General features: G+C 50.8%; 19 protein-coding genes. 10 read left to right on the top strand and 9 right to left on the bottom strand.

Annotated elements, in window-relative coordinates:
* Window positions 1–228: 228 nt before the first annotated feature.
* Together L3D05_RS20380 and L3D05_RS20385 are read right to left on the bottom strand one after the other, a co-directional pair.
* Entirely contained in the window at window positions 229–3,192 is a 2,964-nt protein-coding gene (locus L3D05_RS20380; RefSeq protein WP_239618169.1) for an S-layer homology domain-containing protein, read from the bottom strand.
* Window positions 3,193–3,307: 115 nt separating this feature from the next.
* A complete protein-coding gene (locus L3D05_RS20385) occupies window positions 3,308–5,398 on the bottom strand; it encodes a HelD family protein (protein WP_239618170.1) in 2,091 nt (696 codons plus the stop codon).
* A 236-nt stretch (window positions 5,399–5,634) separates the two neighbouring features.
* Between L3D05_RS20385 and L3D05_RS20390 the strand changes: the two genes are divergently transcribed.
* Window positions 5,635–6,138 (top strand): YwhD family protein, encoded by a 504-nt coding sequence (locus L3D05_RS20390; RefSeq protein WP_239618171.1) that lies wholly within the window; start codon window positions 5,635–5,637, stop codon window positions 6,136–6,138.
* Window positions 6,139–6,200: 62 nt separating this feature from the next.
* Here the strand turns inward: L3D05_RS20390 and L3D05_RS20395 are convergent, their stop codons facing one another.
* The 6 genes from L3D05_RS20395 to L3D05_RS20420 form a co-directional block, all read right to left on the bottom strand.
* Window positions 6,201–7,355 carry an ABC transporter permease gene (locus L3D05_RS20395; protein WP_239618172.1) on the bottom strand — a complete coding sequence of 385 codons (1,155 nt, stop codon included), beginning with the start codon at window positions 7,353–7,355 and terminating at the stop codon, window positions 6,201–6,203.
* A gap of 1 nt (window position 7,356) precedes the next feature.
* Complete coding sequence (locus tag L3D05_RS20400) at window positions 7,357–8,481, bottom strand: ABC transporter permease (protein ID WP_239618173.1); 1,125 nt, start codon at window positions 8,479–8,481, stop codon at window positions 7,357–7,359.
* Between the two features lie 14 nt (window positions 8,482–8,495).
* A complete protein-coding gene (locus tag L3D05_RS20405) occupies window positions 8,496–9,431 on the bottom strand; it encodes an ABC transporter ATP-binding protein (protein ID WP_239618174.1) in 936 nt (311 codons plus the stop codon).
* Between the two features lie 137 nt (window positions 9,432–9,568).
* Complete coding sequence (locus L3D05_RS20410) at window positions 9,569–10,675, bottom strand: sensor histidine kinase (protein ID WP_239618175.1); 1,107 nt, start codon at window positions 10,673–10,675, stop codon at window positions 9,569–9,571.
* A gap of 13 nt (window positions 10,676–10,688) precedes the next feature.
* Window positions 10,689–11,405, bottom strand: a complete 717-nt coding sequence (locus tag L3D05_RS20415) for a response regulator transcription factor (protein WP_239618176.1) — start codon at window positions 11,403–11,405, stop codon at window positions 10,689–10,691.
* A 167-nt stretch (window positions 11,406–11,572) separates the two neighbouring features.
* Window positions 11,573–13,627: a transglycosylase domain-containing protein gene (locus L3D05_RS20420; protein ID WP_239618177.1), complete on the bottom strand. Its 2,055-nt coding sequence runs from the start codon at window positions 13,625–13,627 to the stop codon at window positions 11,573–11,575.
* Window positions 13,628–13,912: 285 nt separating this feature from the next.
* Between L3D05_RS20420 and speE the strand changes: the two genes are divergently transcribed.
* From speE to argS, 5 genes are all read left to right on the top strand, one after another.
* A complete protein-coding gene (speE, locus tag L3D05_RS20425; RefSeq protein ID WP_239618201.1) occupies window positions 13,913–14,740 on the top strand; it encodes a polyamine aminopropyltransferase in 828 nt (275 codons plus the stop codon).
* Between the two features lie 76 nt (window positions 14,741–14,816).
* Window positions 14,817–15,689, top strand: a complete 873-nt coding sequence (gene speB, locus L3D05_RS20430; protein WP_239618178.1) for an agmatinase — start codon at window positions 14,817–14,819, stop codon at window positions 15,687–15,689.
* A gap of 205 nt (window positions 15,690–15,894) precedes the next feature.
* Entirely contained in the window at window positions 15,895–18,132 is a 2,238-nt protein-coding gene (locus L3D05_RS20435; protein WP_239618179.1) for a methyl-accepting chemotaxis protein, read from the top strand.
* Between the two features lie 94 nt (window positions 18,133–18,226).
* A complete protein-coding gene (locus L3D05_RS20440) occupies window positions 18,227–18,649 on the top strand; it encodes a YwiB family protein (protein ID WP_239618180.1) in 423 nt (140 codons plus the stop codon).
* Entirely contained in the window at window positions 18,646–20,322 is a 1,677-nt protein-coding gene (gene argS, locus L3D05_RS20445) for an arginine--tRNA ligase (RefSeq protein WP_239618181.1), read from the top strand. The genes L3D05_RS20440 and argS overlap by 4 nt, the downstream gene beginning before the upstream one ends.
* Before the next feature lie 32 nt (window positions 20,323–20,354).
* Here argS and L3D05_RS20450 read toward each other — a convergent pair whose 3' ends face one another.
* Window positions 20,355–21,506, bottom strand: coding sequence for a S8 family peptidase (locus L3D05_RS20450; RefSeq protein ID WP_239618182.1), 1,152 nt, complete (start codon window positions 21,504–21,506; stop codon window positions 20,355–20,357).
* 440 nt (window positions 21,507–21,946) lie between these two features.
* Here L3D05_RS20450 and rpoE point away from each other — a divergent pair, with 440 nt between their 5' ends.
* The 4 genes from rpoE to fba all read left to right on the top strand — a co-directional run bounded on the left by rpoE (window position 21,947) and on the right by fba (window position 25,989).
* The gene (gene rpoE, locus L3D05_RS20455) at window positions 21,947–22,540 is read left to right on the top strand and encodes a DNA-directed RNA polymerase subunit delta (RefSeq protein WP_239618183.1); all 594 of its coding nucleotides are present in this window, start codon (window positions 21,947–21,949) and stop codon (window positions 22,538–22,540) included.
* Between the two features lie 252 nt (window positions 22,541–22,792).
* Window positions 22,793–24,397 (top strand): CTP synthase, encoded by a 1,605-nt coding sequence (pyrG, locus tag L3D05_RS20460; protein WP_239618184.1) that lies wholly within the window; start codon window positions 22,793–22,795, stop codon window positions 24,395–24,397.
* Between the two features lie 205 nt (window positions 24,398–24,602).
* On the top strand, window positions 24,603–24,998 hold the full coding sequence (locus tag L3D05_RS20465) for a response regulator (protein ID WP_239618185.1): 396 nt from the start codon (window positions 24,603–24,605) through the stop codon (window positions 24,996–24,998).
* Window positions 24,999–25,134: 136 nt separating this feature from the next.
* A complete protein-coding gene (gene fba / locus L3D05_RS20470) occupies window positions 25,135–25,989 on the top strand; it encodes a class II fructose-1,6-bisphosphate aldolase (RefSeq protein ID WP_239618186.1) in 855 nt (284 codons plus the stop codon).
* Window positions 25,990–26,072 lie beyond the last annotated feature (83 nt).

Consider the following 26,072-nt stretch of genomic DNA (forward strand, 5'->3'; position numbering starts at 1 on the left):
GCGCTATCGGCGCTGCAGTCCGGTAAAACCCAACTACAGCTCCAATCTATCGTGCTATTGGCACTGTAGTCCGGCAAAACCCAACTACAGCTCTAATTTACCACGCTATCGGCGTTGCAGCCCGGCAAAACCCAACTACAGCTCTAATTTACCACGCTATCGGCGTTGCAGCCCGGCAAAACCCAACTACAGCTCCAATCTTCCGTGTTGTAGGCTCGGAAGGTGCGTCTAGACGAACTCCACGACAGTCAACATCCGAAGAAGCATTTGTGCGGTTTCCGCACGTGTTGCCTTTCCGCCCGGGTTCAATTCGTCAAGCTTGTCTCCGGTCAGAATGCCGTATTGAAGACTGAAGCGAACGGCATCGTTAGCCCAAGGTGACACAGAGTTCAGATTCGCAGATGTGACGGCAGTCCCCGGCTTCAGCTCAGATCCCGTGTACAGAGCTGCCCGATACAACATTACCGCGAGTTCTTCACGCGTGACTCCATCATTGGGACGGAAATTTCCGTTATCGTTTCCTTTGATCAAACCGGCGTGATAGGCGGTAGCTACCGGGGAAGAATACCATTCACCCTTAATGTCTCGGAACGGGCTAACGTCTGTCGAGTCGATTAAGCCCAAAGCACGAACGAGCAATGCGGATACTTCTGCTCTCGTAATGGTGCTCTCTGGATCGAAGTTACCATTGCCTCGTCCCTCCACGATCCCTTTCGCAGCCAATCGTTCGGCGCTTTCCTTTGACCAGTGCTTGCTGAGGTCGGGGAACGTGACTTGGCGGTCAATGACCGCATAAGTACTTAATCCTTGCCTTCTTAACTCGGCAACGGTATGTCCATCCTTCTTCTCAAAGTGAGAAGGGACAAAGCGATATTCGCCCGAGTCCGGGTTCCACCAAATGCCCGATGCGGTTGGAGATGCGGCAACGATTCCCATATCAATCGTGCGGGCCACGTAATGCTCGAAGTTGTCGAGCTCGGCAGTTTTCTCGCTTCCGTCGCCAATCCGTACGTGGAATTCTACAGGGGTGACGAGAATGCGAGCTTGTTTCTTCTTAAGGGATTCTTCGAGCTTACCTAAGTTGTCCTTGTCGGTATTCGCAATCGATACCGTCATTTGTACTTTAGAACGATCCATCCCTTGCCGCTCGCTTAACGCAGTTACGTTCAACTCTGCAATCGGCAACGTAATGGAACCGAGCGAAGATTGAAACGTCAGCAAGGTATTCGGATTGATCGATCGAATACGCTCCATGATGGAAGCGGGGATAATAACCTTCATATCCGGCTTGTCCGTCTTTAAGACTACGAAGCCTTTCTTAACTTCATCTAAAGTAATCGATACCTTCGTGGTTGATCCGTCGGAAGACAGGACCTCGAAATTAAAGGATTCTGGCTGCGGGGCAGGGGAGATAGAGCCGCCCGAACCGCTTGGACTACCCGACTGATTACTATTGATCCGAAGGGTTGTATTAGTCGTCAAGCCTCCGTATGTGGCGGTTAAGACGGTATCCCCAACGTTTAACCCAGTGAAGATTCCCTTCGTATCAATCGTAGCTATGCTCGAATCGGCTATAGAATAGATCGCTTTGTCCGTCACATCCGAGGTCGTCTGATCGGAATTCGTGACGGTGAGCTTCGTTGATTGGGTATTTCCCTTCACCACGGAATAAGTAGTGTTCGAGAATTGAAGTCCAACGGCTTGAACGCTCGTAATTTTCCAAGTGTAGCTAGCCGGGGTCGCATCGACGTTACCGAACGCATCAATCGCTCTTACTAGTAAGACGTGATCTCCATAGGCTAGGTTATTAAGCGTCAAGGGAGACGAACATGGTAAAAACGCAGTTCCATCTAAGTTACATTCATACGTGCCGCCGTTCTTATTACTAGTAAAAGAAAATGCAGCGTTAACGCTATTCGTTAATGAATCCGGGCCTGTCACGATTGTCGTGTCCGGTAAATCAACAGTCCATGCGTACGTGGCCGGAGTAGGATCTACGTTGCCTGCCGAATCGCGCGCCCGAACGCTTAATGTATGGCTGCCATCGCTCAACCCAATAAACGTCTCAGGATTATTGCAAGCTTTATAGGCTGCTCCATCCAAACTGCATTCATACGAGACACCGTTCTCGTTGCTGCTGAACCCGAATGTAGCACTGCTGCTAACAGTAGGCGAACTAGGTCCCGTCAAGATTGTCGTATCCGGCGCAGTCGTGTCCACGGTCCAAGTGTAGGTAGCGGGAGTCGGATCCGCAACGCCGTTATACAGGATTGAGCGAACGGAGAAGGTATGGTTCCCGTCCGATAGAGAGCTATAACTTTTAGGAGAAGGACAAGCTCCATAGATAGCTGAATCTAAGCTGCATTCAAAGGAGTTGCCCGTTCCGGAGAAACTAAAAGTCGCGCTCGCGCTTGAAGCCGTGATAGTAGGCTCGGCTAGAGTCGTTTCCGGAAGCGCGTCGAAAAATTCAATGTTCGTAGTTATTTTGAGCGAGGATGCACTCGTATGGCGTTCGGCACGGAAGAGATCGAAATCATAGACTTGACCTGGGATTAATCCTAGGGTCGCGGCGTTCGTCGCATTTAAATCAATAGTGCCAGTTAAGAGGCCGTGAACACCGCCTAAATCAATCGCAAGTTTATTGTTGATAAAAATCCAAGCATCATCGTCAGAGATGAGGGTCAAAGTATCCCCCGGCCGGTAGATGAATTTGCTATGTGCTTCTATGGTGAAGTGGAAGTTACGAGAGACCCCGTACCCGTCATTGTTCTCGTTTCCCCACAACAATCCGTCGATCGGAAAGTAGCTCGGGCTATCGAATTTATAGATTCCGGGGGTAGAATCGTCGGCTAAGATCAAAGTGTCCGTCGTTGTTTTATTAAACCGAGGATCATCGTTGAACCACGAGTTGAAGGTCGAAGAGCTCGTAACAGTACCAGAATTAGTACCGCCGACATAAATCGGCTTCTTATCCGCGCCAAGAGTCGGCGACAAGATTCCGGTTTTAAGCCCGCTGTTGTAGGTCTCGAAGTCAGGATGTGTGTTGGGTGCTTTTGTGGTGAAATCACGGATCACGAGGTTCAATTGATTGCCCGAGGCCGCATTCGCGTCGTTAGGGACAAAGATGGATTGGAGACATAAAAGTAGAACAGCCAAAGCAAGCCCTGCGGATAATGGCCGATATCGATACATATAAAGGCGCCCTTTCCAAATGGAATTAGATTAATGAGATAAAACTCTTATCCTATTAATATACTATATTTGTAATTATCCGCAGAGGGTTTTTCATTTTTTGCGTCCGGCGATGTTAAGCGAGCAACTCAGTCTCTTGGCCATAGTAGTAAAGGGTCAATCGATGAAGCGCGCGGGTACAGCCGACATAGAGCAGTTTAGCATCCTGCGGGGTTAGCGCATACTGTCGTTCATTCGCGTTGGTAATGAGTACCGCGTCGAATTCGAGGCCTTTGGCCAAATAGACGGGCACGATGGTAACGCCACCGCGATATTGGGTTTGGCCTTCGCTAATCAAGTTGGCTTCGATTCCGGCTTGCACCATCTCTTCATGAAGTCGTGCGCACTCTTCGTTCGTACGCCCGATAATCGCGATCGTGTTCATGCCGCGCTCTCGGTTATCCCGAATGAAAGAGTCGATGAAAGGAATCTTCTCCTCCTCGCGTTCCAGACGGACAATATCTACGGGATCTCCGCTTCGGAATACCGGCACCGCGGGAGGCAGACCGGTCTCAGTATGAGGCAGAATCCGATTGGCGAATTCGATGATTTCCAGCGTGGAACGGTAGCTTTGCCGCAAAACGTGATACGAACGGTGTTCCTCGGCGAACAAATCCGATAGTTCCTCCCAACGTTGTACGCCACGATAGGCATGGATGCCCTGCGCCAAGTCGCCAAGAATCGTAAAGGAGGGCTCATTCATGAACGTGTTTAAGAGAGCGATCTGAAGCGGGGAAACATCTTGCGCTTCATCGACGACGACGTGATCGAAAGCGAGATTCTCGGAACCGTTGAATTTGTAGTGAATCCACACTAGCGCAGCTAGGTCTTCAGGTTGTACGAAGCCTTTTTTCAAATAGCTCTGCGTCCCCTCAAGCACTTTCTTCGGAATGCCGCCCTCATCTGCCCCTGAAGCAAATACGCTTTGATAGAAAATGAAAGCATCGGCCTTCGGAAGTTTGTTCGTGTAGGCGCGCAGCCGCTGCTTGCCCGTCTTGCTCTTGTCCTTGCGAATTTTCGGATCTCCGATCGTATTCAGCTGCATTTCAAGCCAGCGATTGATTCTCGCGGCTACCCTGTCACGGCGGGTGGCAAGCGGGTAATGGCGGTATTCTACCTCGAACCATTCGCGGATCGTGTCGGGGGATAGAATGCGTCCTTCCCAAGCTTCGAAAGGCTGCGCCTCCAGGAAGTTCTCTTCGAAACGCTTAAGTTTCTCATCAAGCAGCTCTTTAAAAGCGATAGATCCTTTGAACCGACCAGGCGTTTCATCGTCGATCGACGGTCTTGCGCCGTCCAGCGAGAACCAATGGTTGCCTTCCGATGTGTCTTTCGCTAATCTTACGTTAGCGTTAAGCCGTTCCAATGCCCATTCCACGAAGGTCGTTTGCTTGACATGTCCGACTCCGAGCTCCGGCAGAACGCCGGAAATGTAATCCAGGAACATCGTGTTCGGCGCGAAAATAATCATTCGTTCCGCTCGGATTTGCTGCTGGTATTGATAGAGCAGGAACGCCAGGCGATGCAAGGCGACCGTCGTCTTACCGGAACCTGCCGCACCTTGGATAATCAACGCCTTGTATCTTGGAGCCCTGATGATCTGATCTTGCTCCGCTTGGATCGTGGATACGATATCGCGTAATCGGTTGTCTTTCTTATCGCCGAGCTTATAAAGAAGAAACTCGTCGTTCAAGCCGATGTTATCGCCCCCGCGCTCGTAACTGTCGACGATTCTTCCTAGTTTTTTGTCCCGTATGGATAAGTTCCGTTTGCGGTAGATGTCGCCATGTATCGTCCCGTCGGGCGCATCATAGGATACCGAGGCGTCGCCTCCGGTAAACGAGTAGAATAAGCTGGCGACCGGCGCTCTCCAGTCGATGACGTAAGGTTCGCCGGTCTTCTGCAAGTCCATTCCCCGTTTGCCGATGTATAACGGTAGCGGCTCGGGTTTGCCCTCCTCCCGGAAGTCGAGCCGTCCGAAATAAGGTTCGTTGCCGAGCAGATCCAGTCTTTGCCGGCTTTCTTCCCGTTTTTCCTCGAGCAATTGTTCCGTGAAATCATGGCCACGGTATACGGGACCGATGCTGGAGCGTTGCCGTTCGATTTCCTGAAACGTATCTTGAAGTCGTTGGTTCTCTTCTTCGAAGAGGGGATTTTGCGTTTCCATAGTGCGATTGCCTCCTTGCGTTAAATATTGACTTCACCTATTGTGGCGCATTTTCGATAAAAACAATAGACTTATGTTTTCCGTTTTGTTATGATGTTGAGTACAGGATTGCCTAAAATAGGTAGAACATACGTTCTCATCTATACGCAAGCAAAAAAGAAGCGGGTAAGATCTCGGATTTGGAGATCTAGAGCCCGGTTTTTTTCATATCTATCGGCAAATTATGGAGGTTAACGATGGAAAATCAAGAGAAACCGGTTGAGAAGAAGAAGCTGTCGCTTAACGTCGTCAGCAACAAGGAGCATAAAGGATTCGGAGCGGGATCGATTGATCTGAGCCAAGTCGCCTGCGTGATCATCGACGAAGGAGAAGCCTATATCGACGTCGGCGCGATGCACGCGAAGAGCAAGATCGAGAAGGGGATCAAGTTTTCTCCCGACAAAGCTAACGTGCCTAATGGCCGTCCTGCTTGGATCGTATGGGTGGCCGTTGACCGCAACGAGAACGGATCCTACTACGCGGGCGCGACTTCTTGCGAGATGTTGATCGACACGGAAGCGAGAAGAGGCTGGAAACTGCTGCCTGATCACGTGAACCGTCTGGATGCTTCGCTCAAACGCAAATATATGCTGGATAACATCGGACCGGTGGAGAAAGAAGCGCTTCGCAAGCTGCTCGTAGAGCATAACGCGGAGTGGTGGGATCATTCTCCCCAAGCTTTGAAGGACTTGCTGGTCTAACTGATTTTAAACGATAAAGCCCCCAACCTGATCTCATCGATCGGGTGGGGGCTTCTTTCATATTATACGAACATGCGTGTATCGTTATTGCGACTGAACCGATAGATGGCAATGAGGGAGAATGCGACCGCGAATCCGAATAGGATGGCGAGGTTCAAGCCCAAGTTGCCGAAAGTTTCGCCGCTCTGCAGCTTGTTGATGGCATCCAGCAGCCAGTGCTGCGGGAGGAAGTTCGATATTTTCTGGATCGAATCCGGCATAATCTCCATCGGGAAGAAACAACCCGAGAGCATGCAAGTCGGTACGATGATCAAGTTCTGCATCGCTCCGGCACCTGCGGTACTCTTGGCGAAAGCTACCATAACGAGGGATAGCCCGACAGCCGCGAGAGCGAACAGGAGAAGAACCGGAATGAATTGCGCGTACGGAATGCCGGAATCGATGTGGAATACGTTTTTCATCATGAACAAGGTGAACACGATTTGCAGCAGCATGATGAGCACGTTAACGATTACGTTGGAGAGGACGTAGGTTCTGGCCGATATAGGCGATGTCATCAGACGAAGGAAGGTGCGGGACTCCTTCTCCTTCAGAATGAGCTCGGACAGGTTAACGGCGGAGAACAGCATGAACGTAACCAGGAATCCGATCGTTTGATAAGTCATATCTTTCTGGTTCGACGTATCCTCGATCGTCTCGGCGTTGAGTTTGAAGTTGTGCGCGCTGTATTCGGCATAAAGCTTGTCGAACGTAGCCTCATTGCCTTGCGTGCCTTTGCCGATGGCGGCAACGTTTCCGATATAATTTTGCAACATGGATTTGACGTAAGCTGTAACTTGAGCGCCTTTCACGGATACGATATCCACCTGCGCTTCTCCGTGGCTTCCCGTACGTAGGCTATCCGCAAACCCTTGCTTAAAGACCAAACCGCTATCCAATTTATTTGAGGCGATGTCGCTGCGCAGCGATTTTTCATCCGTCATCGTGATTTTAATTTGATTCAAGCCCTCGATGAACTTGATCGCGTCTTGCGTAATGACTTGATTGCCGTCGTTGTTAACGATGCCGATGCGAAGCGTGTTTCCATTGGTGCTGCCATATAGGAGCGAAGAGATCAGGATGCCGACAAGCGGCAACCCGAGATACACGAGCCAGCTGGACTTATTGCGAAATGTATTTCGCAATGTTTTGCGTATGAGCCATAGAATATCCGTCATTTTATAACGCCTCCCGTTTACGCATGATTAGAGCCGAGATGAGCAGGAAAGCCGCGGCGATGGCAACGTTGATTCCAATCGTCGGCCAAGCCCCCAAGACATCATCCGAATAAATTAAGTTCATAATCGCTTCGTTCGCCCATCTTAGCGGAGATAGATTCATTACGATTCCCATGATGCTATCCGAATCGCCTACAGGGAAATAAGCTCCTCCCACGAATGAAGCGATCTGGGTAAAGATCATGATGACCGAGCGGGATTTCTCTCCTTGAACGAGATAGCTGACTCCTAAGCCTAGGCTTACGGCCAAGAGCACTTCGGCAGTTAGGATAAGGAATACCAAGCCCATATGGTCGCCCCAGTTGGCGTGGAACGCGAATTTGCTGACCAGAATAATGATCGATACGCACAGCAGGTTAATGATCGTGCATCCGATGACTTTCCCCGCGAACAGTTCTCCTTTGCTAATGGGCGCAGCCATTAAGCGAATGGCCGTTTGGCGCGTTCTCTCGCTGCGGAATAAAAAGGAGCCCGACAAAGCGGAGTAGAGAGCGATCATCGTCGTCATGGAGATGGCGTAATAATCCATGGCGCCGGGGGTTTTATCTGGGTCTAACGAAGTCTCGTTGACGAATTCGTCGTTCGATTGAATGCTCTCCATGACTGCTTTCGCTTCGGAAGGAGCTGATTTGATCGCTGAAGCGGCTAAGTTGTAACGATCGGCGAATGCGGTTAACATGCCTTGGAGAACATTGCTTTCGATCGATTGCTTGCTGCTTCCGTAGAACTTCATCCCGTCGGACTCAAGCTCGACATAGGCCGAATACTGCCCGTCTTTAACGAGGTCCTGGCCGTTCATGCCGGCTTCGGCAGGGATGATCTTAATGCCTTGCCGTTCGATCTCTTGGGAGAAGCTTTGCCAAGATTGCGTCAATTGCGGCTCGTTCGCCGTGATCTTATAAAGTAACTGCATCTCTCCGACGATGGCGCTGCCGGAGAACACGTTCGATAACGCGGTGCCGAGAATGAGCATCAATACTATAGGGAAGGCGAGCATGAACAGCAACGTACGCCTCTCTCTCGTTGCGGATTTAATCTCTTTAAGGGCGACATTCAGGATATTCATAACGATTCGCCTCCTTAGTCGCGTAAATTCCGGCCGGTCAAGGTCAGGAATACGGTCTCCAGATTAGGTGCTTGCTCTTCGACCGAACGGATTTCGATTCCGTCCTTGATCAGCTGTTGAATGACGCGATTGAGATTGTTGATCTCGCCCTTGGAGTTGATCTTGATCGTGTTATCTTCGAGCTGCGCTGTGATGACGCCTTGGATTTGTTTCAGCGAATCGATAGAGGGCGAGTCGGTTGCTTTGATCTCGATCCAGATGTTTTTCGTATCGGTAATGATCGCTTTCAACTGCTCCTTCGTGCCGTCCGCAATGATCTTGCCATGATCGACGATGGCGATGCGAGTGCAGATTTCTTCGACCTCTTCCATATAGTGGCTCGTGTATATGATCGTGCAGCCCATCTCATTCAGCTTGCGGACCGAATTCAAGATGTAGTTACGGGATTGGGGATCGATTCCGACCGTCGGTTCATCCATGATGATAAGCTTCGGTCTATGTGCGATGGCACATGCGATGTTAAGTCGGCGTTTCATGCCACCCGAGAAGTTTTTCGGGAAGCTCTTCGCTTTGTCGCCGAGCCCGACGAAGTCGAGCGCTTCCTCCGTTCGTTCTTTTAGAAGATTTCCTCTTAGGCCGTATAGTCCGGCGAAAAAGCTCACGTTCTCGTAAGAAGTCATATTTTCGTAGATGGAAATGTCCTGGGGGACGATGCCGATGTTCATTTTGGCGAATTTGCCGTTCGTCGCGATGTTCCGACCGAGAACTTCGATATCGCCTTTGGTGCTGCGCAGCAAGGAGGAGATCATGTTGATCGTCGTGCTCTTGCCCGCTCCGTTCGAGCCGAGGAATCCGAAAATCTCTCCTTCGCGAATGTTAAGCGACATATTGTCTACGGCAATGAAATCGCCGAATTTCTTAGTCAAGTTACGGATCTCTAACACGTTCATCCGAATCACTCCATTTGTTTTTTGAATTACCGTATTGGTTATGATTGTATTGTAAAGAAAAAGGATGCCCCTATGTCAGTGCATAAGTTCACCCTTTGATATGACATTCCTCATGTTGTGCGGCATGACAAAAGTCATTAGACTCCGCGAGGCAGAAGAGTCGTCACGCTGAATCCCTTAGTACCATCCGCGATGACGGTTCCTCCCACCGAAGCGGCCCTTTCCTCCATACCGATAATGCCAAGCCCTTTAACGACTTTGTCCGCGCCGATTCCGTTATCGGTAACGACCGTTTTAACGAATTTGTTAAGCACTTGAACCTCGATATGAATGGAGGAGGACTTGCCGTATTTCAACGAGTTCGTAATCGCTTCGATGGCGTTCCCCTGTATGATTTTCCACTGGATAGGCGTAATAACGTCGATATTTCCCTCGTGGGATAACGTGACCCTCACCGTATGCTTGGCCGACAGTTCATCCGCGATGAGCCTTAACCGATTAATCCCAAGTTCTTCGGACCTAGGCTTCAAATCCTTTAACGTTAACCGGATTCTCTCCAGTCCTTCTTTAGAGATGCTTATCGCGTTATGCAGGAGTTCGGCGGCCTTGTCCGGATCGGTAGCTAGAAGCCTCTTCGAAGCTTCCATCTGGATTAGCGCCCCGGCCATCGCGTGACCGATATCGTCATGGATTTGCTGGGATAGGCGGCTTCGTTCTTCAAGCTTGATCGTATGTTCGGATTGGCGTATATATTCATTGTTGTCATCGAGGGAGCGGGTAAGCTTATGCAGTTCCTCGCGCATCTTTTCCTGTTCGGTCTTGGCCCGATGAAGCTTCTCCGTCGATTGCCATCCGAATCCGAATAGAAGCAGGCTTAGGAAGGTTGTTAATAAATAGAGAGGGATCAGCCCAGAAGAGACGAAAGGGATCGGGAGAAGCGAAGCCAGCGCGAATGAAATCTTCCTTCCGCCGAAAAGCCATGTTAGCTCATAGAGGTTGACTGGAAGCAACAAAATGAATGCCGGATTCAGAAGGTAGGCGCAGATGAACGTGAATACGGCCGAGGCGACGGACAACAAGACCTTCGGATCGCTCCGCTTGAAGATCGGAATCGCGATATTCAAGCATACGTATAACAGGCAGGCGAGCGTGAACCATGGATGGTCGGTGGAATTCAGAGTAAAGGAAACCGCGATCATATAGGCAAGCAGACCCGCCTTGTTGCCGATAATCCAAAGTTCCATTGGGGTAGCTCTCCTATTCGTCCGACATTCTCACTTCGCCCGTTAAGTAGTAGATCGCGATTTGCGTACGATGCGCAAGGCCGGTCTTGTTCAGAATGGAAGTAATATAATTGGCGATCGTTCCTTCGGAGATGAACAACTTCTTGGCGATTTCTTTATTGGATAAGCCCTTCGCGATTTGGGCCATTACATCGAGTTCGCGCTCCGTGAAAAGGCTTCGGTCTATCGAGCTATGGCTAGTATGGTTACGCGCAATTGGGGCAAGTGATGGAGGGGGCTCGTTTACGGTGCCGCTTGGAGAATTCGCGATACCCGAAATCAAGCTCGTCTTGATCTTGTCCAATACGACATCTTGCAGGACGTGATGGTCGTGGTGCACGCTCTTAATGGCATCCCGGATGCGCTCGGGGTCATTGTTCTTGAGGAGGTACCCTTTGGCCCCGGCTTTGACGGCGTCGAGAATACATTCGTCGTCATCGAACGTCGTCAGGATGAGCGGTTTGACCTTGGTCTCCGCGGTCAGAATCCGGGTTGCTTCAACGCCGTTCATGTTCGGCATCTGCACGTCCAATAGTACAACGTCGACTTCATGGGCTCGGCAGAAAGTTACCGCTTCCGCCCCGTCGGCAACCGTGCCTACGACCTCAAAATCTTCGAACGTGGTTAGAATGATTTTCATGCCTTCTCTTATGAAGGAATTGTCGTCCGCGATCAGGACTTTTATTTTCAACAGGATAGGACCTCCCCGTAACTGGAAAATGATTCCGTTTCCATCTTATCTCATTATGAATCAGCCGGGAAGAAGAGAGTAGATGCGGCTAAGGTGAAAATCAAAAAAGGACCAAGGAGTGATTATGATCCTCCTAAGCCCTGTATGTCCTATTATGAGTGACTGAGCTATACGCCCACCCAGCGACGGAATTTGTTCCACAAGGAGCGATTGTTGCCCTCGATGCCTTCTTGTCCTCCGCTAGCTCCTCCAATCGGAGCGCATGCCTCCGTCGGTTCCGTACCGGCCAAGAAAGTTTCCAGTACGGCTTGGCCCGGGCAAGTGGGGGAGGAGAGCAAGTTGGTGGCGGGATCGACATAGACGCTTACGACACCTTCCGGCATAGGGAAAACATGAGGAGGTGTTCCTTCCAGAGCCGCCTCCGTAAATTGCGCGAAGATCGGCGCCGCTCGATGGGCTTCGCTCGAAGTGATAGCTCTGCCGCGATCATAGCCGATCCAAACGGCTGTCGTAAGCTCCGGCGTATAACCGACGAACCAGGCGTCCGAATCGGTCGTACCCGTCTTTCCCGCTACCGGACGCTTCAGCATGTTCGCTACCCGATGGCCGGTGCCCCCGCGATCGAACACGCTTTCCATCAATTGCGTCGTGACGTAGGCCAGTGCGGGGGTAACCACTTGCTCTTCGCGCAGATGGGATTCGTATAACACTGTGCCATTACGGTCGCGAATGCTCGTGATGGCAATTGGATCAGCCCTGCGACCTTCGTTGGCAAAGGCGGAGAAAGCGGAAGCCATCTCGAAAGGGCTTACGGGGAAAGTGCCGAGAGCAAGTGACGGAACGGCTTTCAGAGTCGATGTAATGCCCAGCTTGCGTGCCATCGAGATGACGGCTTCCGGACCTACCTGCATGATCGTATTGACGGCATAGATGTTATCGGATGCCGCGATCGCTTGGCGCATGCCGATCTCTCCGTGGAAATAATGTCCGTTGTAGTTGCTCGGACGGTAGATCTGACGGTCGTGGTCGAAATAAAACAAGGTCGGCTCGCTGCGAAAACGGGTTGCAGGAGTAACCGCATGCTGCTCTAATGCGGAAGCGTACAGGATCGGCTTGAAGGAAGAGCCGGGTTGCCGCGTACCGGCGAACACGCGATTGAACTGGTTGCTGCGATAGTTCCTGCCTCCAACCATCGCTTTAATATAGCCATTACGGGGATCTATCGCGATCAAGGCAGTTTGCAACTCGGGGCTGCCGCCTTGAAGCCCTTTTTTGATGGCGGCTTCGGCTTTCTGCTGTACATTCGCATCAAGTGTAGTGCGAATCGTAAGGCCGCCTTCGTTCATAAGCCGCTCATCAATGCCGAGTTGCTCGATGGCGACTTTCTTCACGTAGTCCGCGAAGTAGGGAGCGGCACGTTCTTCTTCCTCCGGCAGCGGCCGTACGTTTAAGGTTTGTATTGCCGCTCGGGCCGCTTGCGCCTTGGAAAGTTGGCCTGTATCCTGCATCGCTTGCAATACTATACGCTGTCTGGCCTTCGCATCGTCAAGGTGGAGATGCGGCGAGTAATAGCGAGGTCCCTTGGGAATTCCGGCCAATAGGGCGCTTTCCGCAATGTCTAGTTCCTTGGCCGATTTGTTGAAATAGAGTCTGGAGGCGGCTTCAGCGCCGTACGCCCCGTGACCATAGTATATTTGGTTTAGATAAAGCTCCAGAATCTCGTTCTTGGAATACGTCTGCTCCAGCTTTGCGGCGTACCAAGCCTCCTTGAGCTTGCGGGTCCAAGTCCGTTCATGGGACAGATAGAGGTTGCGCGCTAATTGTTGGGTTAGCGTACTAGCCCCCTGCTGCTTCGACATATGGCGCATATCCACCCATGCCGCTCTTGCCAACCCTCGCAGATCTACTCCGGCATGTTCATAGAAACGACGATCTTCGACGGCTAGCGTAGCTTTTACGAGCCAAGGGGAAATGTCGGAGAGCTTAGCGATTTGCCTGTTGACTCCGCCTTGCAGGGAGGCGAGTAATTGACCGTTCGCGTCGACGATCTGCGTCGATTGCATCGTTGCTCCCGCGGGCAAATCGCCGAACCGGAAGAACAAGGCGCCGCCCGCCGTTAAAGTAACTAACGCAAAAAGCGTCATCCAGCCTAATCTCCGCCGAAGGTTCTCCCAGCGTGCTTTTGTTAATGGTTTCTTCGCTTGTTTTGCGTTATTCTCCATCTCGTGCCCCTCCTCTTCCGGTCGCCATGATCACTCCTAACTTCTTCTAGTATGGAAAAGGCATCCTCGGGTTATCCATCCGCCCCAAACTTTCGAATGGCTGGAAGACGGCAAACTGCAAGCGGTATAGCGTATCCATTGCGAAAATTACACAAACAAACAGCTTTAACGTGCAGTTTACAGGATTGGGTTGCAAAACTGCGCAAGTTTTATATAATACATCTAGTTTGGTACAATAAAACGGTGGCATTTTCAGTTATAGAAAGTAGGGATCGCATGTCTTCCATGGAACTGTGGTACACGGAGAAACAAACCGACAATTTCGGGATTACGATGAAAATCAAACAAACGATGGTCCACGAGCAAACGGACTTTCAAGAGCTGGCGATGATCGAAACCGAGGAGTATGGCAACATGCTCGTACTGGACGGGATGGTCATGACGACCGAGAAGGATGAATTCGTCTATCATGAGATGGTAGCTCATCCGGCTCTATTTACTCATCCGAATCCTGAGAACGTGCTTGTTGTGGGCGGCGGCGACGGAGGCGTTATTCGCGAAGTTCTTAAGCACCCGCAAGTTAAAAAAGCCGTTTTGGTCGACATCGACGGAAAAGTCATCGAGTACTCTAAAAAATATTTGCCGTCTATCGCGGGGAAATTGGAAGATCCTCGTGTCGAAGTCATCGTTAACGATGGATACATGCATATCCATGATCACAAGAATACATACGATGTGATCATGGTCGATTCCACCGAGCCGGTCGGTCCTGCTGTGAATCTGTTCACTAAAGGTTTCTACCAAGGCATCTATGACGCGTTAAAAGAAGACGGGATCTTCGTGGCGCAAACGGACAACCCTTGGTTCAAAGCGGACCTGATCCAAAGTGTTAACCGCGACGTCAAAGAAGTGTTCAGCATCGTTCGCGTGTACATCGCTAACATTCCGACTTACCCGAGCGGTCTGTGGACATTCACGATGGGCAGCAAGAAATACGATCCGCTGGCCGTGGACGAGAGCAAGATTCCTGAGCTCGACACCAAATATTACACGCCGCGCCTGCACAAGGCCGCGTTCGCGCTTCCTAAATTCGTCGAAGATTTGACGAAATAAGTCCGAATGGGCTTGCGGCGCCTGCGCTCGCGGCATCGTTCGTAACGAATTCATCTAACTTTAAAGGAGATTCACCATGCGCTTAAATCAAGCATACTCCGGCAACGTATTCATCTGCAGTTCGGATGACTATGCGGCTTCCAAAGCCGTCATCTACGGAATGCCGATGGACTACACCGTATCTTTCCGACCCGGCTCCAGATTCGGTCCGGGTAGAATCCGCGAAGCTTCCGTCGGATTGGAAGAATACAGCCCATACCTGGATCGCAGCATCGTCGATCTGGCTTACTTCGACGCGGGCGATCTTATGCTTCCTTTCGGCAATGCGGCGAAGAGCCTCGACATTATCGGAGATTTCGTCCGCGGAGTTCTGGCGGACGGCAAGATTCCGGTTGGCCTCGGCGGCGAGCATTTAGTTAGCTGGCCGGTCATTCAAGAGGTTTACAAGAAGTATCCCGATTTAGCGATTATCCATTTCGATGCCCATACCGACCTGCGCGAGGACTACGAGGGCGAGCCTCTTTCCCACTCTACGCCTTTGCGTAAAGCGGCCGAGCTAATGGGTCCGTCCAATATTTATCAATTCGGGATCCGTTCGGGCTCGAAGGAAGATTGGACTTACGCTCAGGAATCGGGCATCCACTTCCATCCGTTCGAGGTGGCCGAGCCCTTGAAGAAGGAGCTTCCTTCGCTTAAGGGACGTCCGGTCTACGTGACGATCGATATCGACGTTCTTGATCCTTCGGCGGCTCCGGGAACCGGAACGACCGAAGCGGGAGGCATCACGTCGAAGGAATTGCTCGAGGCGGTTCACGCGATCGCTCGTTCCGGCGTGAACGTCGTTGGCTTCGACCTAGTCGAAGTAGCCCCGATCTATGATCCGACGGAAATGACGCCGATAGTCGCTTCGAAGATTATTCGGGAAATGTTGCTTGGTTTCGTAAAGTAAATTTGTTAAGTTAAATAACATAGTTTTGAGCCCCTGAGCACTGCGGCAACGCTGCTGCTTGGGGTTTTTTTGGATATGTGAGGTTATCCGCTGGATTCTGTCGAAGTTTATCGAATGAAATGTAAATTTTACCCTTCATCCCGCATTCTTGTGTTACAATATCTAACACAAAAGAATTTGCACATATGGGATATGGGGTGGAAGGATGTTTGGATGGATGGGATGGAAGCAAGGGTTGCCTTTGTGGCGGTCTTTTCGGTTGAATTCGCAATTGGTCGACGATGTTGAGGATATTTTCGAAGGGATTGCCGAAACTCGCGTAGATGTGCTTAAAGATTGGACCGGAGAATGCTGGAGACATCTGGAACGATTGAGCGAACAGATAATATCAATAGAAAGCAATGTTTCCCCGAATGGAAAAACAGACAGCCGCCAAGGATATGGGGAAGTTTGGATGCGCTTATTCGAGACCACCTACTCAAGAGCTTCCGATCTTACGGAAATTTTCTTGCTGGATGCTCAAGGCACGGTGGTCCATTCGACGTATTCTTCCCACATAGGCCGTGAATACGAAGAGGGGTCTCTTATTGCCAAGGGGTTGAATTATTCCAAAGGCGATGGAGGAGCACCTCGAAATTGCTTATTCGGTCCCTATGGAGATCCGTTGACGGTTGAGATCGGTTCGCGCTCCTCGGCATTTCATGACAAGATGACGTTGTTGTTCATTCAGCCGATCATTAAGGACGGAGCCTGGTCCGGAGCGCTTTGCGCGCGCGTCCCTAACGATGTCATCGGGGATCTGATCCAGAGGGAATCCGGACATGTGTACCCGGATTCCGGAGACAATTACATTTTTATGGCCAAGCCCGGACTTAATCATCATATTGCGTTAGGAACGGCCTTGTCGCGCAGCCGGTTCGAAGATCGGACCTTCACCCACGGGGAGAACCTTAAAGACGGAGTGACGACGGATTGGGGGATCGTTTCCGTCAAGGAGCATACGGAATTGGAGCTCGTGTTCACAGATCCCGCAACGGGCGAGCTGCACCCAGGAGTGGCCAACACAATTAGAAACGGAAGCAATCTGTTCGTGAAGTTTCCCGGCTATTCGGATTATCGGCATATCCCGGTCATCGGCAAGGGGGTTACGTTTCAATTGCCGCATTGTCCCGACGTGTGGGGGATAATGTGCGAAGGCGATTTGGAAGAGGTCTACCGGATTAGGGGGATCGCTTGGCGACAGCTACTGCCCCATGCCGCACTGGTAGGTGGATTCGGGCTCGTATCCGCGATGTTGCTGTTCCTGATTGCCGGGCAAGTCTCGACCTTCTCCATCGCTTTGTGCGCATTGGCGTTTAATCTTATATTCGGCGCATTCGTCGTTAGCTCGGTACATCGGCGTACCGCCAAGAAAATCGTTAATCCTATTCGTCGAATCAATCGTTTCATTCGCATTAACGCCGAAGGGAAGGGCGATCTTACCCAAAGGTTGGATACGCGCGAATTCGACAACGATGAATCCCGCGATTTGGCCAAGTGGATTAACAACATGATCGATTCTTTGGAAGGAGTCATGCTTAAAGTGAAATTGGCGGCGGGCGACGTTTCCTCCAGTCAATTGCTTCTAAGCGAGTCGACGGTTAGCACGGCCTCTTCGACGGAGCGAGTAAGCGCCAAAGTCCACGACATGATTCGTAGCCTTCGCAGGCAGCTTAAGGATATTGACATCGCGAAGGATGTCGCAGACGAAATGCGCCAAACGCTGCATATGTTAGAGGAGAAAGCCTCGGGGCAAATAACGATCGCGCAGGGCGAGGTCGGACGTATCGGGGACAAAATGTCGGAGATTTCCGTACGCGTTGCCGATACGAACAAGACGATTCGCGTCTTTATGGATACGGCTAACGAAATCCGCGACGTACTGAATGTCATAGAAGAGATTTCCTCCCAGACGAATCTACTTGCGCTTAATGCGGCTATTGAAGCGGCGCGAGTCGGGGAGCATGGCAAAGGCTTCGCTGTCGTGGCTAGCGAGATTCGTAAGCTTGCCGATATGACGCGCAAATCTACGGAAGAGGTTCACGGCTTCGTGGAGAAAATATCGTTGCATGCGCATGAAGCGTATTCTTCGATAACCGAAGGCACGAAGGTCGTGTCTGAAGGAACCGCGTTGGTCGCGGCCGCGACGGAAACGCTCAGCGATGCGAAAGCGGACGACTCTCTTAAGACCCAGGTCATTGACGAGGTCGTCGTTCTAATGGAGAAGGTGGCGGACGTCAGTATCGAGAACCGCGCGATTTCTAAGGAAGTGGAAGGCCAAGTTCAAGAGCTTCTGACGGACATCGTCAACGTTCGGCATACTTCGGATCATGTTGAAGCTATTACTGCCTTTATGCAGCAGCTTGTAGGCCAATTCCGATTGACGGAAGTGCGGAAAAGGTAAGATTCGGGGCTTGAATCATTCTATAACTATTTGAATTGACTGGACGATCTGTATATAGTATTAACAAGAGTAAAGGGATTTGGGAGAGGAAACAATGCCGGACAAAAGGAGCGTAACCGTCGGCTTTCATAGTCGGCAAGAGGGCGAAGCGCAACGGTTCGACCTGCAGGGGGAATTGTACCGGCTGCAAACCGGATGGACGCTAGTGTACCGGGAACCGCCGGACGAGAATGGCGTCGAATCGGCCAACACCCTGTTTATCCATCCGCGGGAATTGCGGCTCAGGCGACGAGGATCGATTTTCGTCGAATTGAGTTTTCGCCAAGGCGAGTCGTTGCCGGGGAGGATGGAGACGCCCTATGGCCCGCAAGAGGTGAACGCTTCGACTTCGGATCTGGTTATCGATATCTCGGAGTCCGGTGGCGTCATTGAATGGAAATATGACTTGCTTATGCAAGATCAGACGGTCGGTAGCTTTCACATCCGACTCGATATTCGGGAGGTACAAGCAGGATGAGCGTATTAGAACAATTACAAGCAGCTGTTAAAGAAGCGCTTGCCGACGCGGCGCTGGAAGCGGGGCTCGTGTCATCTAAGGATGAATTGCCGACAATCGTTTTGGAAGTGCCGAAGGACAAATCGCACGGAGATCTGGCAACGAACCTTGCGATGCAATTGACGAAGATCGCCAAGAAAAATCCTAGGCAGATCGCGGAAGCGATCATAGAGAAATTGGGTTCCGGCCGCGCTTCCATTCAATCCGCGGAAATCGCGGGACCGGGTTTTATTAATTTCCGGTTGGACAAGAGTTACCTTCACCCGATCGTCGGTGAAGTGCTTACGCAGGGAAGCAAATACGGAGCAGTAAACTCCGGACAAGGGAAGAAAGTCCAAGTCGAGTTCGTTAGCGCGAACCCTACGGGCAGTCTTCACCTTGGTCATGCCCGTGGCGCCGCGGTAGGCGATGCGCTCTGCAACGTGATGTCGGCAGCCGGTTATGACGTGACGCGGGAGTACTATATTAACGATGCCGGCAACCAGGTGAACAATCTGGCCCGTTCGATCGAGGCTCGCTATCGCCAAGCTCTAGGTCAAGCGGCGGAGATGCCGGAAGATGGCTACCACGGCGAGGATATCGTCGGATTTGCCAAGGAATTGGCAGCGGAGGAAGGGGATCGCCTGCTTTCGTTGGGGGACGAGGAACGCTTCGACTATTTCCGTACGTACGGGCTCGAGAAAGAATTGGCTAAAATCAAACGCGATCTGGCGCGCTTCGGTGTTCAGTTCGACGAATGGTATAGCGAGACATCCCTTTACGAGAACGACAAAGTGACCGAGGTTCTGGCTGCTCTCAGAGCACAAGGCCACGTCTACGAGGAAGAAGGGGCCGTATGGCTCGAATCGACTACCTTCGGGGACGACAAGAATCGGGTTCTTGTCAAGAACGACGGGAGCTATACGTACTTGACGCCGGATGCCGCTTATCACATGGATAAGTATAAGCGCGGTTATGATCAAATGATTAATATATGGGGAGCGGATCATCACGGCTATATTCCCCGCATGAAAGCGGCGATGGCTGCGTTAGGCAATGATCCGGATAAACTGACGGTGCTTATTGCACAGATGGTAAGCTTGTTCCAGAACGGCGAGAAAGTGAAGATGTCCAAGCGTACCGGTAAAGCCGTTACGATGGAGGATCTCATGGACGAAGTCGGCGTGGACGCCATCCGTTATTTCTTCACGATGCGTAGCATGGATTCCCATCTGGATTTCGATATGGATCTTGCGGTATCGAAATCGAACGAGAACCCCGTATTCTACGTACAATATGCCCATGCCCGCATTTGCAGCATCTTCCGCCAAGCGGAAGAGCAAGGGATCGCGATCGTTCCTTGGCAGGACGCGGCGATCGGCAGATTGGATACGGAGCAAGAATATGATCTATTGAGGAAGATCGGCGAACTTCCCGAGACGGTTGCGGAAGCAGCGAGGATCTATGCTCCGCACACGATGATCCGTTACGTATACGAGTTGGCTTCCCAGTTCCATAGCTATTACAAAGCGGAACGGGTTATTACGGAAGACGCGGAACAGAGCCAAGCCCGTCTCCAGTTGCTTTCGGCGATCAAGATCACTATCTCCAATGCGTTGGCTTTGGTCGGAGTGTCCGCGCCGGACAAAATGTAAACCGTCTGCTTTTGATCACGGTGATAGACAGATTAGAGATTGTCAGCCGCTTTAATCATACGTACGACGTTCAGCTCCCCGGCCATCCGGGGAGTTTTGCTATTGCGCAAAGGTTTGGCGGATTGCTTAATAATCGATTTGATTTGCCCTGGCGTCAGTCCGGGTTTCAGCGCTAACAATAGCGCGATCGCGCCCGTGACATGCGAAGTCGCCATAGAAGTTCCGCTCATCTCGCGATGCTTGCCTCTTAGCCAGGCGGACGCGATGCGCTCTCCAGGAGCGTAAATATCGATGAGGTTGCTTCGATTGGTGAATTTGGCGATACGGCTTTGCTGATTGGTTGCGCCAACCGCGATCGAAGAGTGATAACGAGCGGGATAGTCGATTTCTCCTACTTGCCCGTCATTGCCGGAGGACGCGACGATTAATACGCCGGAACGGTAAGCGTTATTGACGGCATTCAGCAACGATTTGCTTTTAGTTTTCATCCCGAAGCTCATATTCACGACGTCCATTTGATTACGAATGCACCATTCGATGCCGAGAATGATGTCTGATACGTAAGCCGTGCCGTTATGGTCGAACGCTTTGACCGGGTAGATCAGTGCGCGCGGAGCGACGCCGATCATCCCTTGGAGCTCGTTGGCCGCGGCGATCGTACCGGAGATATGAGTACCATGGCCATTATCGTCTTGCGGTATCGCCATCCGGTGAAGCAGATTGATGCCTCTTTCCAAGGAGTGGCGCAAGTCGGGATGGCTGAAATCGACCCCTGTATCGATTACGCCTACTTTGACCCGATAACCCGTTGTACGACTCCATACTTGGGGTGCTTGAATGTGTCTGACGCCCCAAGGTATACCTTTGTCAGTGACGAGTGCCCCTCCTTGCAAAGCATGGACGCTGATTGGACAATCTTCCTCCCAGCTCACATCTCCTTTCATAGAGGTGGGAAAACGCTTTGCTTCAAGAGCTTCCATAGGAAAGGATACTCCTTGGATGATGCCCAACCGCCTGACTTCCTGAAACTTATCGTTTGGAGAAAGAGAATTTTGCGATGGCAGGGCATGGAGGAACCGCGCATAGTCGTCGGAATCGGAGAAACGGAGAATTCCCCGTCGTCCAAGTTTCTCTGTAGAGCAGGGGGGATAGTGGAGCCCATCCACGATTTGGCTTGCGTCCAATGCGTCTTCCCTCCCGGACGAGTGTGCAGATAAAGCTGGCGTTTCTCTCAGCTCGACTTTTCTGCCGTGTTCTCTACTGTATGAACGGGGTTCGACAAAAGCTTGGGAATGTGGCCTTTTTTGGCAGGAAATAGGCGGCGTCCCGTGTCATTTCTGAACCGCCGACATACGATGAATGGAGAGTTTCCCGGTGAGACTCTTGGTCATGCCGGTTCCTCCGCCCGCGGAGTGGCCGGGAAGGATACAGTCGAAAAGCGAAGGTGCTGTCCGCTAGGGACGCGCCTTCGCTTTTTCGAGGATAGGGGTAAAGGAAATAAAATAAAATCATGAAAAGTCCGTTCCTGCGACTTGCATTTTTATACGAAATACGGTTTACTAAAGGTTGACAAATCAACGTGAAGGTATAATACCGGTTCACATACAGAGAGGATGGAAGTCACGTGAGCGCCGACTACGTGCTGAAACTCGACTCCGAGAAAATTCGTGAGATGCCGATGGTTGACCTGGCATATGAATTGCTGAAGACAGCCAACACCCCGTTTTACTATCGCGATCTGATGATGGAAATTGCTAAGATGCGCGGTCTTACAGAAAGCCAAGTAACAGACGTGATTGCCCAACTTTATACGGAGATCAACATCGATGGCCGCTTTGCATGCGTAGGCGGTAATGTTTGGGGCCTTAAGCGCTGGTATCCGGTTGAACGTTCCGATGATCCGATGAATGGCGGAGCCAAACGTCCTCGCATCATTAATGATGATGACGATGAGGATGATGACGATCTGTACGGCGAGGATGAAGACAACACCTCGACGGATGACGAAACCTACGATCTCTTCGACGAAGAGCGCGAGGAAGTGTTCGAAGAAGGCGAAGAAGCGGCCGAAGCCGATGAAGAAGTTCTCATCGAAGAGGACGAAGATTCCGAGATCGAGGAAGACCTTGACGCGAAAGACGATGACGAGGAAGACGACTTCGATGAAGAAGAAGATGACGATTTAGGCGATGACGACGAGGACGACAACGATAAATAACCCGTTGCCGAATCGTGATAGATCATCCCGAAATTGGCCGAGCCGTTTTACTTGACACCGCCGATTCGAGACGTTAAACTTATGCTTGGGCTTTAGAAGTGAGTATTTCCATAGCATAGGAATTTAAAAAGTGCCCCCATTTATTGGGTGACACTTTTTTCTTTTTGTCCCCTGTTTTCATGGGGCTACAACGCAAAATGGGTAACATAATGAGGATGCCTTAAGGGCATTTGGTGGGAGGTTTCGCACAGGGTGACCAAATACATTTTCGTAACAGGCGGTGTCGTATCATCGCTCGGTAAAGGGATTACAGCTGCATCGCTAGGAAGGTTGCTTAAGAATCGCGGATTAAAGGTAACCATTCAGAAATTTGATCCGTATATCAATGTTGACCCAGGGACGATGAGCCCGTATCAACACGGTGAAGTGTTCGTCACGGATGACGGCGCGGAGACGGATTTGGACTTAGGGCATTACGAGCGGTTTATCGATATTAATCTGTCGAAGAACAGCAACGTAACGACTGGTAAAATTTACTCAACCGTCATTAGCAAAGAGCGTCGCGGAGAATATCTGGGCGGCACGGTGCAAGTTATTCCGCATATTACCAACGAGATTAAAGACCGTGTATTCCGTGCGGGCAAAGAAGCCGGATCGGACGTAGTCATCACGGAAATCGGCGGTACGGTCGGTGACATCGAGAGCTTGCCGTTCTTGGAAGCGATTCGTCAAATTAAGAGCGATATCGGCCGCGATAACGTTATGTATATCCACGTTACGCTTATTCCTTACATTAAAGCTGCCGGCGAAGTAAAAACAAAGCCGACTCAGCATAGCGTTAAAGAGTTGCGCAGCATTGGGATTCAACCGAACATGATCGTGTGCCGTACGGAATATCCATTGGCGGACGACCTGAAACGCAAAATCGCGTTGTTCTGCGATATCGATGCTAACGCGGTCATCGAATGCCGCGATGCTTCAACGCTTTACGAAGTTCCGCTTAACCTTCGCGAGCAGGGCTTGGACGATTATGTCGTCAAGCATTTGAACCTGTCAGTCGGCGCGCCGGATATGACTCAGTGGGAAGCACTCGTTAACCGCGTGAAGTCGCTTAAGAAAACAACGGAAATTGCCATAGTCGGCAAGTACGTTGCATTACACGACGCTTACCTTAGTATCGTTGAATCGCTAGCGCATGCGGGTATCGATGCGGATGCGGAAGTGAATATCCGTTGGGTCAACGCAGAGGAAATTACGCCTAGCAATGTGGGCGAGCTTCTCGGTGGCGTTCAAGGGATTCTCGTTCCGGGAGGATTCGGCGATCGTGGGATCGAAGGTAAGATCACGGCGATCCGCTATGCACGCGAGAACGGTACGCCATTCTTCGGCATTTGCTTAGGTATGCAAGTCGCTGTTATTGAGTATGCTCGCAGCATGGCTGGAATGGATGGCGCGAACAGCTCCGAGATCCATCCGGCTACTCCATATCCGGTTATCGATCTTCTGCCGGAGCAGAAGGATATCGAAGATTTGGGCGGCACGATGAGACTTGGCTTGTATCCTTGCAAGTTGGTTCCTGGCAGCCTGGCGGCGCAATGTTACGGGGACGAGCTCGTTTACGAGCGCCATCGTCACCGGTATGAGTTCAATAACGAATATCGCGAGCGCATCGAGTCGGCAGGATTACTCATCTCCGGAACTTCGCCGGATGGACGACTGGTGGAGATGATCGAGCTTCCCGACCATCCATGGTTCTTGGCGGTACAATTCCATCCGGAATTTACTTCCCGTCCGAACCGTCCGCAACCGTTGTTCAGGGAGTTCGTCAAAGCGGCTCTTCGCCATTCCGAAGCTTAATTTATTTTCATTTATTATATGGAACGTGCCGCCCGGCTGCGAAAGCTCGGGCGGTTCTTCTTTTATTGAGAGTTGCAATGAAATAGGAGGAACATGGGATTTCCCTTTTTATTTATGCACCTTCATAATTTTTACATGGAAAGAGAAGGAATTTAAGGCTCGGGTCACGAATAAGGCTACAATAGTTATTCGGGGGGATGAGTTCTTGGAGAAGAAGAGATTGTTGATTGTAGATGACCAAGTCGGGATCCGTATATTATTACTCGAAGTATTCGCAACCGAAGGTTATGATACTTTTCAAGCGGCGAATGGAAGGACGGCTTTGGAAATCGTTAGGAACCACCGCCCGGATCTAGTACTGCTTGATATGAAGATACCGGGGATGGACGGCCTGGAAATTCTTAAGCAGATCAAGGAATACGACCGCAGCATCAAGGTCATCATGATGACCGCATATGGCGAGCTAGACATGATTAAAGAAGCGACCGATTTGGGCGCTCTCATGCATTTTACGAAGCCTTTCGATATCGATGAGATGAGATTGGCGGTTAATATGCAGATGGGAGAAGGTTCAGCGTCCCGATCCGCGACCGGATCTTAACGACGAGGTTGCGAGTGGATGGGTTGCTTTGGAAACATTCGTTCGGTTTACTTCACAAACTCATTTTGTGTTATAATAACGCAGTATGTATGAAACGTGAGAAATCGAATGAAAACCGCAGGAGGAATTGTACATTATGCCATTAGTATCGATGACTGAGTTTTTACCGCAAGCCAAAGCTGGTAAGTACGCGATTGGCCAATTCAACATGAACAACCTGGAATTTGCTCAAGCGATCACGGATGCGGCGATTGAGGAAAATTCACCATTTATCTTCGGAGTTAGCGAAGGCGCTTTGAAGTACATGGGTATGGAATATACGGTAGCAATCGCTAAAGCGGCTGCTGAGAAATCCGGTCTTCCAATTGCATTGCACTTAGATCACGGCAGCAATTTCGATATCGCTATGAAATGTATCCGTGCTGGTTTCTCTTCCGTTATGTTCGACGGTTCGCACCACTCTTTCGAAGATAACATCCGTTTGACTAAAGAAGTCGTTAAAGCCGCTCATGCAATGGGCGTATCCGTTGAAGGCGAGCTGGGAACAATCGGCGGCGTCGAAGACGATCTTAGCGTGGACGAAGCAGATGCTAAACTTGCTAAACCAGAAGAAGCAATCCGTTTCTATGAAGAAACTGGCGTAGATTGCCTGGCGATCGCAGTAGGTACTGCTCATGGTATGTACAAAGGCGAAGTGAAAATCCACTTCGATATCATTAAAGAAGTTGTTTCCAAAATACCGGTTCCGATTGTTCTTCACGGTGGATCCGGCGTTCCTGACGATATGATTCGCGAAGCGATTCAATCCGGCGCCGGCAAAATCAACGTAAACACGGAAAACCAAGTTGCTTGCACGGCCGCTATTCGCGAAGTGCTTGCAAAAGACGCTCATGTAATCGATCCTCGTAAATACTTGACGCCTGCTCGCAACGCAATGAAAGCAGTCGTTCAAGAGAAAATCCGTTTGTTCGGAAGCAGCAACAAGGCTTAATTTCTACAATTATTATTGTACCAGATGCGGGAAAACGTCTTTAAGGCGTTTTCCCGTTCCTTCATGTGTCGGTGATTTTCATC

The sequence above is a fragment of the Cohnella mopanensis genome, from assembly GCF_022352055.1.
Lineage (GTDB): Bacteria > Bacillota > Bacilli > Paenibacillales > Paenibacillaceae > Cohnella > Cohnella mopanensis.

Coding starts and splice junctions, on each gene's coding strand:
- L3D05_RS20380 (WP_239618169.1), bottom strand. CDS start 3,192: ATGTATCGATATCGGCCATTATCCGCAGGGCTTGCTTTGGCTGTTCTA.
- L3D05_RS20385 (WP_239618170.1), bottom strand. CDS start 5,398: ATGGAAACGCAAAATCCCCTCTTCGAAGAAGAGAACCAACGACTTCAA.
- L3D05_RS20390 (WP_239618171.1), top strand. CDS start 5,635: ATGGAAAATCAAGAGAAACCGGTTGAGAAGAAGAAGCTGTCGCTTAAC.
- L3D05_RS20395 (WP_239618172.1), bottom strand. CDS start 7,355: ATGACGGATATTCTATGGCTCATACGCAAAACATTGCGAAATACATTT.
- L3D05_RS20400 (WP_239618173.1), bottom strand. CDS start 8,481: ATGAATATCCTGAATGTCGCCCTTAAAGAGATTAAATCCGCAACGAGA.
- L3D05_RS20405 (WP_239618174.1), bottom strand. CDS start 9,431: ATGAACGTGTTAGAGATCCGTAACTTGACTAAGAAATTCGGCGATTTC.
- L3D05_RS20410 (WP_239618175.1), bottom strand. CDS start 10,675: ATGGAACTTTGGATTATCGGCAACAAGGCGGGTCTGCTTGCCTATATG.
- L3D05_RS20420 (WP_239618177.1), bottom strand. CDS start 13,627: ATGGAGAATAACGCAAAACAAGCGAAGAAACCATTAACAAAAGCACGC.
- speE (WP_239618201.1), top strand. CDS start 13,913: ATGGAACTGTGGTACACGGAGAAACAAACCGACAATTTCGGGATTACG.
- speB (WP_239618178.1), top strand. CDS start 14,817: ATGCGCTTAAATCAAGCATACTCCGGCAACGTATTCATCTGCAGTTCG.
- L3D05_RS20435 (WP_239618179.1), top strand. CDS start 15,895: ATGTTTGGATGGATGGGATGGAAGCAAGGGTTGCCTTTGTGGCGGTCT.
- L3D05_RS20440 (WP_239618180.1), top strand. CDS start 18,227: ATGCCGGACAAAAGGAGCGTAACCGTCGGCTTTCATAGTCGGCAAGAG.
- argS (WP_239618181.1), top strand. CDS start 18,646: ATGAGCGTATTAGAACAATTACAAGCAGCTGTTAAAGAAGCGCTTGCC.
- fba (WP_239618186.1), top strand. CDS start 25,135: ATGCCATTAGTATCGATGACTGAGTTTTTACCGCAAGCCAAAGCTGGT.